The 13606-nt window shown below is 53.1% G+C and carries 14 protein-coding genes and 1 other RNA gene; 7 read left to right on the top strand and 8 right to left on the bottom strand.

Annotation, left to right across the window (positions count from 1 at the left end; all coding sequences use genetic code 11):
• Positions 1 to 121 precede the first annotated feature (121 nt).
• Positions 122 to 598 carry an Lrp/AsnC family transcriptional regulator gene (locus KOI40_RS01270; protein ID WP_216095618.1) on the top strand — a complete coding sequence of 159 codons (477 nt, stop codon included), beginning with the start codon at positions 122 to 124 and terminating at the stop codon, positions 596 to 598.
• 83 nt (positions 599 to 681) lie between these two features.
• Here KOI40_RS01270 and KOI40_RS01275 read toward each other — a convergent pair whose 3' ends face one another.
• The 4 genes from KOI40_RS01275 to KOI40_RS01290 form a co-directional block, all read right to left on the bottom strand.
• Positions 682 to 1038, bottom strand: a complete 357-nt coding sequence (locus KOI40_RS01275; RefSeq protein WP_216095619.1) for a DUF6164 family protein — start codon at positions 1036 to 1038, stop codon at positions 682 to 684.
• 49 nt (positions 1039 to 1087) lie between these two features.
• The gene (locus KOI40_RS01280; protein WP_216095621.1) at positions 1088 to 1792 is read right to left on the bottom strand and encodes a 2'-5' RNA ligase family protein; all 705 of its coding nucleotides are present in this window, start codon (positions 1790 to 1792) and stop codon (positions 1088 to 1090) included.
• Between the two features lie 202 nt (positions 1793 to 1994).
• Positions 1995 to 4238, bottom strand: coding sequence for a PHA/PHB synthase family protein (locus KOI40_RS01285; RefSeq protein WP_216095622.1), 2244 nt, complete (start codon positions 4236 to 4238; stop codon positions 1995 to 1997).
• A gap of 114 nt (positions 4239 to 4352) precedes the next feature.
• Positions 4353 to 4877 (bottom strand): phasin family protein, encoded by a 525-nt coding sequence (locus tag KOI40_RS01290; protein WP_216095624.1) that lies wholly within the window; start codon positions 4875 to 4877, stop codon positions 4353 to 4355.
• A gap of 388 nt (positions 4878 to 5265) precedes the next feature.
• Between KOI40_RS01290 and phaZ the strand changes: the two genes are divergently transcribed.
• Both phaZ and KOI40_RS01300 read left to right on the top strand, forming a co-directional pair.
• Positions 5266 to 6096 (top strand): poly(3-hydroxyalkanoate) depolymerase, encoded by an 831-nt coding sequence (gene phaZ / locus KOI40_RS01295; RefSeq protein WP_216095626.1) that lies wholly within the window; start codon positions 5266 to 5268, stop codon positions 6094 to 6096.
• A 91-nt stretch (positions 6097 to 6187) separates the two neighbouring features.
• Entirely contained in the window at positions 6188 to 7000 is an 813-nt protein-coding gene (locus KOI40_RS01300; protein WP_216095628.1) for a DUF1129 domain-containing protein, read from the top strand.
• Between the two features lie 16 nt (positions 7001 to 7016).
• Here KOI40_RS01300 and KOI40_RS01305 read toward each other — a convergent pair whose 3' ends face one another.
• The 4 genes from KOI40_RS01305 to KOI40_RS01320 all read right to left on the bottom strand — a co-directional run bounded on the left by KOI40_RS01305 (position 7017) and on the right by KOI40_RS01320 (position 11676).
• The gene (locus KOI40_RS01305; protein ID WP_233709866.1) at positions 7017 to 8303 is read right to left on the bottom strand and encodes a UbiH/UbiF/VisC/COQ6 family ubiquinone biosynthesis hydroxylase; all 1287 of its coding nucleotides are present in this window, start codon (positions 8301 to 8303) and stop codon (positions 7017 to 7019) included.
• A 31-nt stretch (positions 8304 to 8334) separates the two neighbouring features.
• On the bottom strand, positions 8335 to 9591 hold the full coding sequence (ubiH, locus tag KOI40_RS01310) for a 2-octaprenyl-6-methoxyphenyl hydroxylase (protein WP_216095629.1): 1257 nt from the start codon (positions 9589 to 9591) through the stop codon (positions 8335 to 8337).
• On the bottom strand, positions 9588 to 10907 hold the full coding sequence (gene pepP, locus KOI40_RS01315) for a Xaa-Pro aminopeptidase (RefSeq protein WP_216095631.1): 1320 nt from the start codon (positions 10905 to 10907) through the stop codon (positions 9588 to 9590). The genes ubiH and pepP overlap by 4 nt, the downstream gene beginning before the upstream one ends.
• 181 nt (positions 10908 to 11088) lie before the next feature.
• Complete coding sequence (locus KOI40_RS01320) at positions 11089 to 11676, bottom strand: UPF0149 family protein (RefSeq protein ID WP_216095633.1); 588 nt, start codon at positions 11674 to 11676, stop codon at positions 11089 to 11091.
• Between the two features lie 397 nt (positions 11677 to 12073).
• Here KOI40_RS01320 and KOI40_RS01325 point away from each other — a divergent pair, with 397 nt between their 5' ends.
• The 4 genes from KOI40_RS01325 to KOI40_RS01340 all read left to right on the top strand — a co-directional run bounded on the left by KOI40_RS01325 (position 12074) and on the right by KOI40_RS01340 (position 13597).
• The gene (locus KOI40_RS01325) at positions 12074 to 12304 is read left to right on the top strand and encodes a TIGR02449 family protein (RefSeq protein ID WP_216095634.1); all 231 of its coding nucleotides are present in this window, start codon (positions 12074 to 12076) and stop codon (positions 12302 to 12304) included.
• Between the two features lie 83 nt (positions 12305 to 12387).
• Positions 12388 to 12678, top strand: coding sequence for a cell division protein ZapA (locus KOI40_RS01330; protein WP_216095635.1), 291 nt, complete (start codon positions 12388 to 12390; stop codon positions 12676 to 12678).
• 79 nt (positions 12679 to 12757) lie between these two features.
• Positions 12758 to 12935, top strand: a non-coding RNA gene (gene ssrS, locus KOI40_RS01335) — 6S RNA.
• A gap of 23 nt (positions 12936 to 12958) precedes the next feature.
• Positions 12959 to 13597: a 5-formyltetrahydrofolate cyclo-ligase gene (locus KOI40_RS01340; protein ID WP_216095636.1), complete on the top strand. Its 639-nt coding sequence runs from the start codon at positions 12959 to 12961 to the stop codon at positions 13595 to 13597.
• Positions 13598 to 13606: the final 9 nt, after the last annotated feature.

Genomic DNA, 13606 nt, shown 5'->3' on the forward strand with positions numbered 1-13606 from the left:
CCAGTCAGCTCTCACACACAAAATTCTAATAGAGAGGGGGAGGTATTTTTTTGTTTTCTTGCGGGCTACAGGGTCTATAGTGAATATATACACCCAGAAACTGACTTATTTTGGAATAATCATGCAAGAAAAAATCACTGGCCCGGATCTCAAAATCCTCAAGCTGCTACAGGAAGATGCCAGCCTGACCGCCGCAGAACTGGCAGAACGTATCGGACTTTCCCAAAGCCCTTGCTGGCGTCGGGTCAACCGACTGGAGAGTGAGGGGTATATTCAAAAGCGAGTGGCGTTACTCAACGCGGAAAAGCTGGGCATGGACGTGGTGGTCTTTTGCAGTGTCAAACTGAGCGTACACGGTCGCCAGTCGCTGGAAGAGTTTGAACATGCCGTGTCCCTGCTGCCGGAAGTCACCGAGTGCTACACCATGACCGGGACCATGGACTATATGCTGAAAATCGTAACCAAAGATATCCGACACTATGAACAGTTTGTCCGAACCTTCCTGGCCCAGATGCCGGGCATACAAGAGATACACTCTCACGTGGCGGTGACTGCGATAAAAAACACCACGTCGCTACCTCTCGACACTCAGCTGTAAAAGAGCCTGCTGGCAGCCCATACCATTCATATTGGCGGTTAGGGTTGTCGAACTGCTGGTTGGCCGTTAGCGCGAGAGTTCGATCAATGATCCCAGGCCGAGAGAAAGGGAACGATAGAAACGTAGAGGATAAAGCCGACGGCCAATAAGATAGCCAAAGTCTGAAGTGGATTACGAAGACAACGGTTCAGCAATGACTCCGGCGGGTGTTCATTGACGTAATCACGAGCCTTCAGCGACCGCTGCTGTTGATACTCTTCCAGCAGCACCTTCGCTTGTTCAAGCTGACTGTCATCGTGCAACCAAATCGCCGCCAATGATACCCCCCAGTTTCCGGCATGGGTTTCATAAAACTCAATACCAGCGTCCTCCAGTAAAGCCCTTACTTCATAAGCTTCGTCTTCAGGAACGCCATTCAGCTTAAACAGCAACTCTGCCATGGTTGTCAAAACACCTTATTGTTTATATCGCTTGTCACAGTGAATACCATTACCTGTTGCCGGATGCCGGCAGCAATTGAATGCGCCTTTCAAGCCTGAGCGGTGAAGTGACAGATCGCGCATTATAGGACAGCAAATCCAGAGAAGTCATATTGAGTTTGAGCGGCATGGTATCAATTGCAGACGTAAAATCTGCTGCCACGGCAGCCGTTTCAAACCGATCCCGATACAACCCCAAAGTCATGTGAGGGCAGTAAGCCTCGGTTCGGAAGTCATCCCCATTGGGCAGTAGCACCTTTCTCAGCGCAGCGAGAGTACCATGCTCATCCCACACTTCCAAAAACGGGGCTGACGCAAAGCTGTTAACGCCTCCCACATTCAGACTCCATATGTCTTCAGGGTAATTGCGCGCGCCCATATCGTTTATCAAGGCCTTGAGTTGCTCTAACTGAAGATTGAGCTTGTCAGGGGTAAAATCATCGTTGTGGGCAAAACTCAGATCTTTCGGCTGCCAAAAACCGCAGACTGCCACGGTTATATGGAGTTGATGATGATAATCCTCACGCAGATAGTAAGCGTAGTGCTGCTGTGCTGCCCGCCAGCGACTGGAGATCTCGTGCGAATCAACTGAAACGGCCCAGCAATAATAGTGCTCACGCCCCTTGTGCCAATCCGGATACTCTCCAGGTAAAGAAGGCAGGGTAAAGCGTGCATCAAGAAAGGTCCGATATACCTGAGGATAATAAAAAGACACGCCTGCTCCTGAACAACACTCTGCATACACGAACCGACACCACCGGTACGCTATCGGGCACTATTTCACAGAGTGTCAGGAAACACAAATCCACCACAACGCAGAAGGCCCGCAAATGCGGGCCTTCATTACCAGTGATTCAACCATCAAGACAAACTTTCAAGAGTCAGAGCCAGGCATTACCGCCCGGTCTCGGTGTATCTCAATTGACCTTCTCGTTGACATACAATCCAGGCGCAGGTGATAGTGGAGGATTCTGCTCACTGCCCAAACGTTCTGGAGCGAAGCGCTGTGAACCTGAGCGCTGCTGAATCCAGTTTGTCCAATGTTCCCACCAGCTTCCACTGTTTTTGGTGGCTGTTTCCAACCACTGATCCGCATCCGCAGACTTTTCATCGTTGGTGTAGTAGAAGGTATTGGCGATACCGGGCGGACGCAGAACACTTTGAATATGACCGCTGTTACTGAGTACAAAGGTGCACTTGCCGTCCACCAGATCCGGCGCTTCGAAACACTTCTTCCAGGGCATCAAGTAATCTTCATCGCCACCGACGCAGTAAAAGTCCATGGTCAGTTTCTTCACATCAATCGGATACCCTTTAACGACCAGAGTATTCGGTTTGGCAAAGGCATCCTTAAGGAAAAGATCCAGGAAATCGCTGTGCAAACCGGCTGGCAGACGGGTTGAATCGTTATCCCAGTACAGAACATCCATCGCCGGCGGCTCTTTACCCAACAGATAGTTGTTGATCCAGAAATTCCAGACCAAATCAGTAGGACGTAACCAGGCAAAGATGTGTGACAGAGACTTGCCATCCATGAAACCGGTCATTTGCGAAACCTTGCGGCTCATTTCGACCGACTGCCTTGAAGCAAACAACCCCAGCTGGAAGCTTTCATCCGCTTGCAATGCGGTCACAAACATAGAGTGTGAATGCACAAGAGGTTTGTTGGCGGCCTGCAGATAACCCAGTAGAGCCATGGAGGTCAAACCACCGGCACAGGCACTGGCAAGATTGATCTGATCACTGCCAGTGACTTCGCGCATCACCTCAATCGCAGACTCCAGTTCAGACACATAGCGATCCAGATTCCACTCAGCGTGATGCTTGGACGGGTTGCGCCAGCTGATAATGAACGGCTGCACGCCTTGAGATTGCAGGTATTTCACAATACTGTTTTTGGGCGTCAGATCGAACACATAGAACTTGTTCAATTGCGGCGGCACGATCAACACCGGACGCTCACTGACCACCTGGCCCTCTTCCATTTGGTACTGAATCAACTCCAGTACTTCACTGCGATAGATGACTGCGCCGGGAGAGATTCCCAGGTCTTCACCAACGGTGTAAGAACCTGCCAACACCTGACTGGGCATACCGTGGTTGTTCTGGATGTCATCGATCAGGTGTTTTAATCCTGAGACGACACTCTTGCCACCGGTTTGATAGGCACGCTTCACTGCCACCGGGTTCAATGGAGAGTTGGTTGGCGCCAACATGGCACTGAGCTGCTCATACAGAAACCGGCTGCGTCGGCGATCCGCATCGTCCATATCAAGATCATCCACCCAACCCGAGACTTCTTTATCCCAAGCCAGGTAGGTTTGCATAATAGAGCGATAAAGGAAATTGTCCCGCCAGACTGCATCGCGAAAACGTTTGTCAGTCCGCTCCGGCTCCAGCGAAGAACGGGACTGAACGATGTTCAGTAACTCTTTGGCAAAATTCGTATAGTGATGAGCAAATACGTCAGGCTGTTTGATTGCCTGGAGGAAAAATCGTGACGTGGATTCCAGCAGCCCTCTTCCTCTGAAAGGACCGTCAGCCTGCACATTGCCAATTCGACTGTAACGCAGATACTTCTCAGGAACGTTTTCGTGGAGCTGTACTCCAGACTGTTCCGTTGTCTCAACAGACTCAGACGTCACTTCTTCAAATTCAGCCTGAACCGATTCCGCCTGAATGGCAGCACTGGTATCAATACCAGGCTGTTCAGTCTCGCCCAGGTCGTATTGTTTGCGCAAGCCATCAGCAAATTGGTTCAATGCCTGAGAACTGCGACGCAACCTTTCGAGGCTGGATTCCAAACCACTTTCAGATTGAGATTCAAGCACTTCCTCGACATCGAGAGTCTCAACCGCCTCGACAATTTCGCAAGCGGCTTCAACTACCTCTGCAGCAACGTTTGAATCAGCCTGATCGGACACCGACTTGGCTATTGCAGAAGCATCGTCTTGGATGGCGCCATTTGTTGGGGTCTTTTGTTGCTTCTTGCTGCTGCCCTTCCTTGCTGAAGCGGGAGTGTGTCCGTGACTGGCTCGACCATTGTGCTTGCCGATACGCTTTTCTGTAGCCTTTTCAATAATTTCTACGTCTGAGAAAACCTCCGGTTTTACTGATGACCTTTTGTCTCCAATATCCGGAACTGCGCTCGCATGGTTCATAATCAGTCTTCACCCCTTGCTGAAACTTCTTAACCTCAGAATCTGAAGGCAACCCCCACACTGTCCTTTGCGGGGGCGCCTCGCACCCTCTTCCTCATAGCCGGCATCACAACTCTAAGCCGCTGAGGTTTGGCTGTCTGACTTCGTTGTCGTCTTTTTTGCCCGAGTGGTGGTTTTCTTCTCCTGCAGCTGACTGGACAGTTCGGTAATCGAATCCGCCATATCCTTCATCAGCATGGTCATTTGATCCATATCCTTACGGCTGGGAACACCAATAAAGTGCAGGGATTTATTAACGCCTTTATCGATGATTTGCTCAACGTCTTCTATTTTCTCCTGAGCCTTGGACTTGATGTCCTCACCTGCAGAAGTAATCTTGGTTTTGCGAACATCGAACTTCTTGGTGATTTTGGTTTTCGCTTTCAGCTCAACCTTCTCACCTTTGGCAGCCATTTTTTTGCCGAATTCGGAGACATTCTCTTCCAGAGTCAGCGCCGAACCCAGCGCGGTATACCACGCATACTTGTAAAAATTACCAACACGGGAAATAACTTTCCCAGCGTTAGCCTTGCCTGTAGTCAAAAGTCCCATCGGAATTTTTTCAGTCAACTCGGAATCCATGTTTTTTTGTGCAGTCATAATTAACCTCATAAATTTGCAGAAGCCCACAATGAGCAGTAACCAGAACGATCTTTAGAGAAAGTGGAAGCGGCAGTCCATGCCCAACAACTCCAGAACAACAGCGGTCGACAATGCGTCCAAATTCATTAGGTACACGTCAAAAGTATGTTCATACCGGAGCACTGTCAATGAACATACGGTGAAAAAATGATTAAAATTTTAAGGCTCAAAAAACTGCATTACAGGTGTGCAACAAAGGTGTCACGATGCTGCAACATGGCGCACAAAAGAGTAATTAATGCGCCATTATTTTTGCGGGCTAAAATAATTGTAACAACCTCTTGATAAATGATTAGCCACTGACATACTGATCCCCTAGGGCAAAAGGCGACAAGGAATCTTGGGTTTGGAAATAGAAGAATGCTTTGTTGAAGTCATGGGACTTCAAATCCATGTAGCCAGGAAGCCAGATTCCAGCGAACGCCCGCTGTTATTGTTTAACGGCATCGGAGCAAACCTGGAAATTTTGATTCCGCTTATGCAAGCATTGAAAGGCATTGAATGCATTACTTTTGATATGCCCGGTATCGGCTTGTCTGAAGTACCAGCTCTGCCGATGCGCTTTAAAGGGCTGGCCAAAATGTCCGCTCAGATTCTGGATCACTTTGGTTATGGTCAGGCGGACGCACTCGGTGTTTCCTGGGGTGGAGCCATGGCTCAGGAATTTGCTCACCGCTTTCCCAAGCGCTGCCAGAATTTGATTCTTGCAGCCACCAGCGCAGGGGCAATTATGGTTCCGGGTAAACCCTCAGTTTTCATGAAACTGACAAACCCGAAACGCTATTTTGACAAAAACTATCTCAAGGATATTGCCCAGCATATTTACGGCGGAGAACTGCGCAAAGACCCGGAACTGATGAACGAGTACACTGATCGCGTTCGCCCTCCCAAGTCCAGCCAGGGCTACTTGTATCAACTCTATGCCGGTGCCTACTGGACCAGCATTCACTGGCTTCACAAATTACCCCAGCAAACGCTGATTTTGGCCGGTACCGATGACCCTTTGGTTCCGGTAGTTAACGCCCGGATTCTGCACAGCAGAATTCCAAACAGCCAGCTGATTGAAATTGATTGCGGCCACTTGTTACTGATGACAAAAATGGCGGAAGTGGCACCAATGATCACTGACTTTTTGACATACTCTGACCCAGCCGTCCAGCTGTCCGTCGTACATTGAACTGCATAATTCCGATACTCGCTTTAACCGCGCCTCCCGGTTCGAACAGGGTATACGGCATAAACTGAAGAGCAGAAATTAAAGAGGACTTATGGCAATGCTGCTACCCACGATTTTATTCCTCGCTTTTACCTTGTGGGCTCTGTACCACTGGCAATCGCTACCTGTTCTCCTTAAGAACGAAACCGAAGAAGAGCACTGGCCGCTGAGCATCCACCACACTGCCACCCCGATACGGATGGTGATTATTACCCTGCTGTATACCGCCTTTGCCTTTTGCCTTCTGTTCACGGTGACCCGCTTTTTAGGTATGTTTTTGAGCCCGACACTCGCCCCCTGGGTGGCTCTGGTCATTTTGCTGGCAGCACACTTTACTCCCTACCTTTCGCAATTGAGCGGTTACGTTCGCTACTTCTTCCAGCGGCATTTGTTTTTCCCGGCACTGCCCAGTCATCAGGAAGACTCCATCATTCGCACCCTGATGGCACAAGCCCCGAAAAACAAAGATCTCGCCGATGAAATTGTGTATTTACACGGATTGCTCAGGAAAGAGTTCAAAGGCACCGTACAGGTCATCAATCTGGTGGGTTTGAAAAACGAAGGCAGACTGGTCAAGTTTGAATTCAAGAAGATGCAGCATCAGGGATTGCTGGAGAACAAAAACCCTACCGAAGACGAACAGCAACAGATGCGTTTTCACCTCTATTCCTGCTACCGGTTGCTAACCCGCATGACGTTGGCGCGCTATTGGGCCGGTCGCGATCGACGCAAAGCGTTTCGTCGACTGGGCTATACCATCAATACCGGCGATGGCGAGCTGTACGCCAAGTGTCGTCGGGTGAAGCATTCCTTCACCCATCACCTGTTACATCGTGATCACGGGGTCAAGGCCAAACAACGCTGATCACTGACGTGGGGCTTTACAGCCCCATAGCCTGTTTCACAACCGCATTTTTCAGCATGGGCAGACTATTAAGCTGACGCATGCCTTCATTGCGAAGCCAGCGCACCTGCAAATGATCGGCACCAAAGAGTCGCTTAAACCCTTCCATCACCCCCATCATGCCAAGGTTGTGTGACTTGCGCGCACGTTGATAACGCTTGAGGATGGAAGTGTCGTGCAACGGCAATTCCCGCTGACACGCCCGCAGAATTTCATCGCGCATCGCACAGACATCCAGAAACCCCAGATTGACGCCCTGTCCCGCCAGCGGATGGACAGTGTGTGCCGCATCGCCCAGCAAGGCGATGTTGTCCTGGATGTAATCCACCGCGTGACGCTGACGCAGGGGAAAGGTAAAACGCTTGGCGACCTCAGTCACCCTGCCCAGGCGATGCTCGAACGCACGGCCCAGTTCGCGCATAAAGTCGTCATCGCTTAAAGCCATTAAATCGGATCCCAGCTCACTTTTTACCGACCAGACAATGGAGCTGTAGTGGGTATCCAGACAAGTTGCTGTTTCCGTTTGCAACGGCAGGAAAGCCAGCGGGCCGGACGGCAAAAAACGCTGCCAGGCGGTAAACTGGTGGGGCTCTTCGGTACGCACCGTAGTGACGATGGCATCGTGGCCATAACTCCACTCGCGGGTTGCCATGTTGGCCAGCTCCCGCACTTTGGAATTGGCGCCATCAGCGGCCAACAGCAGGGAGGCGGTTAGCTTGTTGGTGGGTAACTGGTCGCTGTCTTCCAGTAAAATCTGAATCTGACCCGCAGCTTCAGGTCTCAGTATGTGCTTGACCCGGGCCGGGCGCAGAAGCGTGATCTGTGGATAGGCCTCCAGACGCTGCAACAGGGCCTTCGTAATCACGCTGTTCTCGACAATATGCCCCAGACAGGGCTGCTGCACTTCACGACAATCAAAGTGGATATTGCCGGTACCTTCCGCATCCCACACTTCCATATCGGTGTAAGGGCAGGCGCGGTGTTGCTGGATCAATGGCCAGGCACCGACACTGTCCAGTAACTCCTGAGACGCGTGAGTCAGCGCCACCACCCTGGGGTCAAATTCAACCCCCTGATACGTCCGGGGCTCACCGCCCGCCTCCACCACAGCAATACGCAGCGACTCGCCTTTCTTGTCCGCAGCCAGTGCGCAGGCCATGGCACTGCCCACCAGACCCGCACCCACAATCACCACATCGTAGTGCTGTGCCAGCCCCACACCGGGAACGTCCGGGTTTTTCCCCTGCATTGTTTCATCAGTCATACGCGTGCTCGTCACGTTCGTGCCGTTTTGATTACAGCACCACCTGTCGGTTGGCCTTGCCCATTGTCTGCAGGGTCAGCCATTGCTTGGCGGGCGGCAGACACTCCAATCCCACAAATCCCAGACCGCGCAGCGCAGCCTGTGGTAATTTACTGCTGGTAAACAGTTTCGTCAGTTGATCGCTGAAATGAATGGTCGCCTGCTGATCCAGCGCTTGTTGAGACCAATAGGCCTGCAGCAGCGACAAGCTGCCCAGTGGCCGATCCCCGGCCTGCGCCAATGTCGCCGCCAGTGCCGCGCAATCGCGAACCGCCAGATTGAACCCCTGTCCCGCTACCGGGTGCAGGAAGTGCGCCGCATTACCCATCACCACCACCGACGAGCGAATCTGCTCTTTTGCGATTGAAAGCGTCAGCGGATAACTGTCGCGCTTGCCGACACTGATCAACGGCCCCAGGCGAAAACCAAAACGCTGCTGCAAGCGGCTGAGAAATTCTTCATCCGACAGGGCCAGTACCGCCTCGGCCTGATCACTGGGTTGCGTCCACACCAGAGCACAGCTGCGCCCCTGTACCGAGCCCCCCAAAGGCAGCATCGCCATGGGGCCCTCATCGGTAAAGCGCTCGTAGGCAATCCCCTGATGGGGTTGCTCCAGACCAATATTGGCAATGATGGCGGTCTGGCGGTAATCCTGTTCATCCACATCAATACCGAGGCTGGCTCGCAAACGGGACTGGGCGCCATCGGCAATCACCGCCAGCTGGGCGGGGACATCAGACACACGGCCCTCAGCCTCGACCTGCAACAGAGCCCCGCCGGCGACCGGTGTCAGCTGCTTCACCTGCGCAGGGGACACCAGCGTGACATTACCCTGAGCGCGCAAATGACTGATCAGTACCCGACCGATCCAGGCATTGGGCACCACATAGCCCAGAGCGTCCACGCCCACCTTGTGCCGGTCAATGACCGCGCCACCGATGTGCCCCTTGTCAGAGACATGCACCTGCTCAATGGGCGTGGCGTGTTGCGACAACTGCTCCCAGACTCCGACCTGTGACAACAGGGCGACACTGCCATGAGCAATCGCCGTGGAGCGGTCGTCATAACTGGGCTGGTAGACCGGCGCATCGTCCGCGGGAAGAGGGAAAGCCTCAATCAGAGTGATCGACCAGCGGGGATTGGCGCAGGCAAAGAGCGCCGCCAGTGCTGCACCCACCATACCGCCGCCAATAATAGCGATATCTGTCTCCGGACTATCCGGCACCGCTTGCTCGTGTTGTTGACTCATCGGCTGGCTGCCATCAAGGCCTCAATCTCGTCTACGGTTTTCGGCGCGTTGCCCGTCAAAATTTCGCAGCCGTCTTTGGTAATCAATACATCATCCTCAATGCGAATGCCGATCCCCCGCCATTTGGCGTCGACGCCGGCATTATCGGGGGCCACATAAATACCGGGCTCAACAGTCATGCACATGCCGGGTTCAAGCACTCGCCATTCGCCCCCCACGCGATAATCCCCCACATCGTGGACATCGATACCCAACCAGTGGGCCACGCGGTGCATGTAGAATTCTTTATAGGCTTCATCTTCAATGAGCTTGTCCACATCGCCCAGCAGCAACCCCAACTCAACCAACCCCTCGGTAATGACCCGCACGGAAGCTTCGTGGGGGGCATTCCAGTGATTGCCCGGCTTGATCTCGGCAATGGTGGCTTCCTGGGCTTTCAGGGTCAGCTCATACAGCGCCTTCTGTTCCTTGCTGAACTTGCCGTTCACCGGGAAGGTACGGGTGATGTCTGCGGCGTAGTACTCGTACTCGCAACCGGCATCAATCAGCACCAGATCGCCATCCTTCAGCTGGTCGCAATTGTCCACGTAGTGAAGAATGCAGCCGTTATCGCCGCCACCCACAATGGTGTTATAGGCGGGAAAGCGCGCGCCGTTCATGGCGAATTCGTGCTGAATCTCGGCCTCCAGCTGATATTCGTACATCCCGGGCTTGCAGGATCTCATTGCCCGCGCGTGGGCATTGCCGGAAATCTCACCGGCGCGCTTCATCACCCGCACTTCCGCGGCGCTCTTGTAGAGACGCATGTCGTGCAGGAAGTGATCCAGATCCAGAAACTCGCCCGGCGGGATTGCTCCGGTGCGAACCTGAGCGCGAATGGCGTTGACCCACACCATCACCTGATGATCAAAGTCCGCATCCTTGCCCATAGCGTAGTAAACCCGCTCGCGGCCCTCAATCAACCCCGGCAAGATGTCGTCAATATCATCGATCGGAAAGGCATCGTCGGCACCAAATCGCTCGCAGGCACCTTCCGGCCCGGCGCGGTAACCGTTCCAGGTTTCCTTTTCACGATCCCGTTCGCGGCAAAAGAGAACAAATTCACCATGGTCACGCCCCGGTATCAGTACCAGTACGGACTCGGGCTCGACAAAGCCGGTCAGGTAATAAAAGTCGCTGTCCTGACGGAAGTTGTATTCCGTATCCCTGGAGCGGACCTTTTCCGGGGCCGCCGGCAAAATGGCAATACTGTTGGGCTCCATCATCGCCATCAGCTGCTTGCGACGACGAGCAAATTCTTGTCTGCTAATGCTCATACAACTCCATATCAAACCATGCCTGTAGAAACGCTTCTGCCGCAGCGGCTTCGCCGCCGGAAGCTGCTGCCAGTATCAACAAAGGAAATCAGATCGACATGCATTCACCGGAAACCGGACGTCATCGGCGAAGCACGATGCCCCCACAATGCGACCCGGGTTATGAATGTTTCGCGGCTCGTCAGTGCAAGACCGGCTGCTCGTCCTTTTTCTGACCAAAGTCGGCAAACAGGGTCAGCACCGCCATACGCACATACTCGACGATTTCTGCAAAGTCCGCCTCGGCATCTTCTTCATCGGCGCCTTCGCCAATGCTGACAATGGCCGCCAGATCCCGCAGGGCCTCTGCCGCATCCGGAGAGAAGGTCGTGTCGGCCGCCAGACCGGCACTGCCAAACCCCGACAGAAACCCGTGACACCACTCACCCAGTGCCGCGGTGCGACGCTCCAGTTCGGCAGTGTCATCCGGCAGCATCACTTCAAAACCGTAATTACTGTCTTCCATTTGCCCCAGAGTCGTGTGGTAAAGACGGGCAATGGCCGCCTGCCCCCGCCCCTCGACATCGCCAACGACCCCCTCCTCCTCATTGGTAATCACATCGAGGAAAGTCAGGGCCTCTTCAGCCCACTCTTCGGTGCTCAGGCGCAGGCCACCACTCAATTTGCCACACAACATGCCGTGCAGCTCGGATGGGCTGTTTAACGCACCCAGTGGCACCAGCAGGTGGTTCAGTTCTTCAAAGGAAATTAACGCTTCGGTATTACTCATAATGTATCCATAGGTTCACTGGAGAGAATCCTATCACGAAAGCGGCAACAGTCCGAAAACAAGATGCTCTGCAATCGACACTCACCACACCCCTGGTTTCCGGTCTTTCAGGGGTTAGATTGAGCCGCTCCAAAAGCCGTTTGGCGCATTAATTTCTCTATATATAACAGTGCGATAGAACACATTTCGCAGTGCATTTCTAGAAACCTGACTCTGCCTTATTGACCCCTCACGGGTGGCACAATATAGTAGTTTGCGTTATTGAAAGGCGCAGCGAGTAGGCTGGCACGGTATCGGGGCTATTTTTCCCGCTGTTTATTCCGGTCACGCTGGCGCCAATACATGAAGAAGTCATTCGAAACAGTCGCTCTACCACTGACCACAGGCTCACACCAGCATGACAGACCAACTGCTTCTTGCACTTGAAGACAAACTCGACCAATTGATTCAGTTGTGTGGGCGCCTGAACGAAGAAAATGATCAGCTTCGGCAGGAGGTCAACAGCTTCAAGGTGCGGGAATCCGAATGGCAGGTAGAGCGCGCCAGGCTGGTAGAGAAAAATGAACTGGCGCGAAGCCGGGTAGAAGCCATGATTTCACGCCTGAAAAGTCTCGAGGAACAAGCCTGAGGGCGCCGACTTTTTAACATCAACTATCGTCAAGACTGTTTACTGCAGACCGTTTTCAAAGACGGCCGCCAAGGATCAAAGCTATGAGCAGCGAAACTGTTTTCGTCAAGATTCTCGATAAAGAGTATCAAGTAGCCTGCCCAGCCGGGGAAAAAGAAGCCCTGCTGCAAGCTGCTCACAATCTGGATGAACGCATGCGTGAAATCCGCTCCAGCGGCTCGGTGATCGGGCTCGAGCGTATCGCTGTCATGGCCGCCCTCAACCTCAGCCACGAACTGCTGGAGACCAGCGGCCATACCGGTGGCCCGGCGATTAACAATGACATTCTTGAACGTCTCTCATCCAAAGTCGACCAGGCTCTGAGCAAGCTGTAACCCGGTTGATCACTGTCCCATACGCCTAAATCCGGCAAACTTCAATATTTAGACTGTATCGCTTCTGCGCTATAATGGCTCCACCCTGAAGTGTTGGCCAGTTGACGAGTCCTCGAGCCGATAATCTATACCCCGGGGGTAACTCGCCAATGCCAGTGTGCATGTCCGCTTGACGGAAAGCCTGAGGCATTGCAGGGACCTCCACCTTGAACCTTACGGTTCAAGGCCAAGTCGACAGCCGCACATTCGGGGCTTTATTTCTGGCTGCACGCTGAGCACTATGGAAAACCGTCAATCCGGTCGCAACACACTTCGCAAAACGCTCCGCGCCCGTCGCCGTTCGCTCTCTCCCCTACAGCAGTCAAAAGCTGCCAACCGCTTGCTGCAACAACTCAAGCGACAACCACTCTTCTTACGCAGCCAGCGCATTGCCTTTTATTTGCCCAGCGATGGCGAAATCGATCCTCGCCCTTTGATTCAGGAAGCCTGGCGACGAGGCAAACAGTGCTATCTGCCGGTACTGGCACCGGGAAAGGAAAACCGCCTCTGGTTTGTTCGCCACACCCCCACGACCCCGCTGATCAAAAATCGTTTTGGCATTCCCGAACCCCGCGCCCTGTTTCGACAACGCTTTGTCGCCCGACAACTGGATGTGGTGTTTTTGCCACTGGTGGGGTTTGATCGCCAGGGAGGCCGCATGGGAATGGGCGGTGGCTTTTACGATCGCAGTTTTGCCTTCAAGCGTAATACTTCATCGCACAAACCCTATCTTGTAGGGCTTGCGCATCAGTGTCAGCAGGTCGAGCAATTACAGTTGGCCCACTGGGACATTCCCCTGTGCGCGGTCGCCACAGATCAGGAAATAATTGTTGCCAACCAGAGCCGGTTGGGGCGAGATTTTTATGGTTTAATCGGCTAACGCTGTCAC

The organism is Pseudomaricurvus albidus, assembly GCF_018863235.1.
GTDB classification, from domain to species: Bacteria; Pseudomonadota; Gammaproteobacteria; order Pseudomonadales; family Cellvibrionaceae; genus Pseudomaricurvus; species Pseudomaricurvus albidus.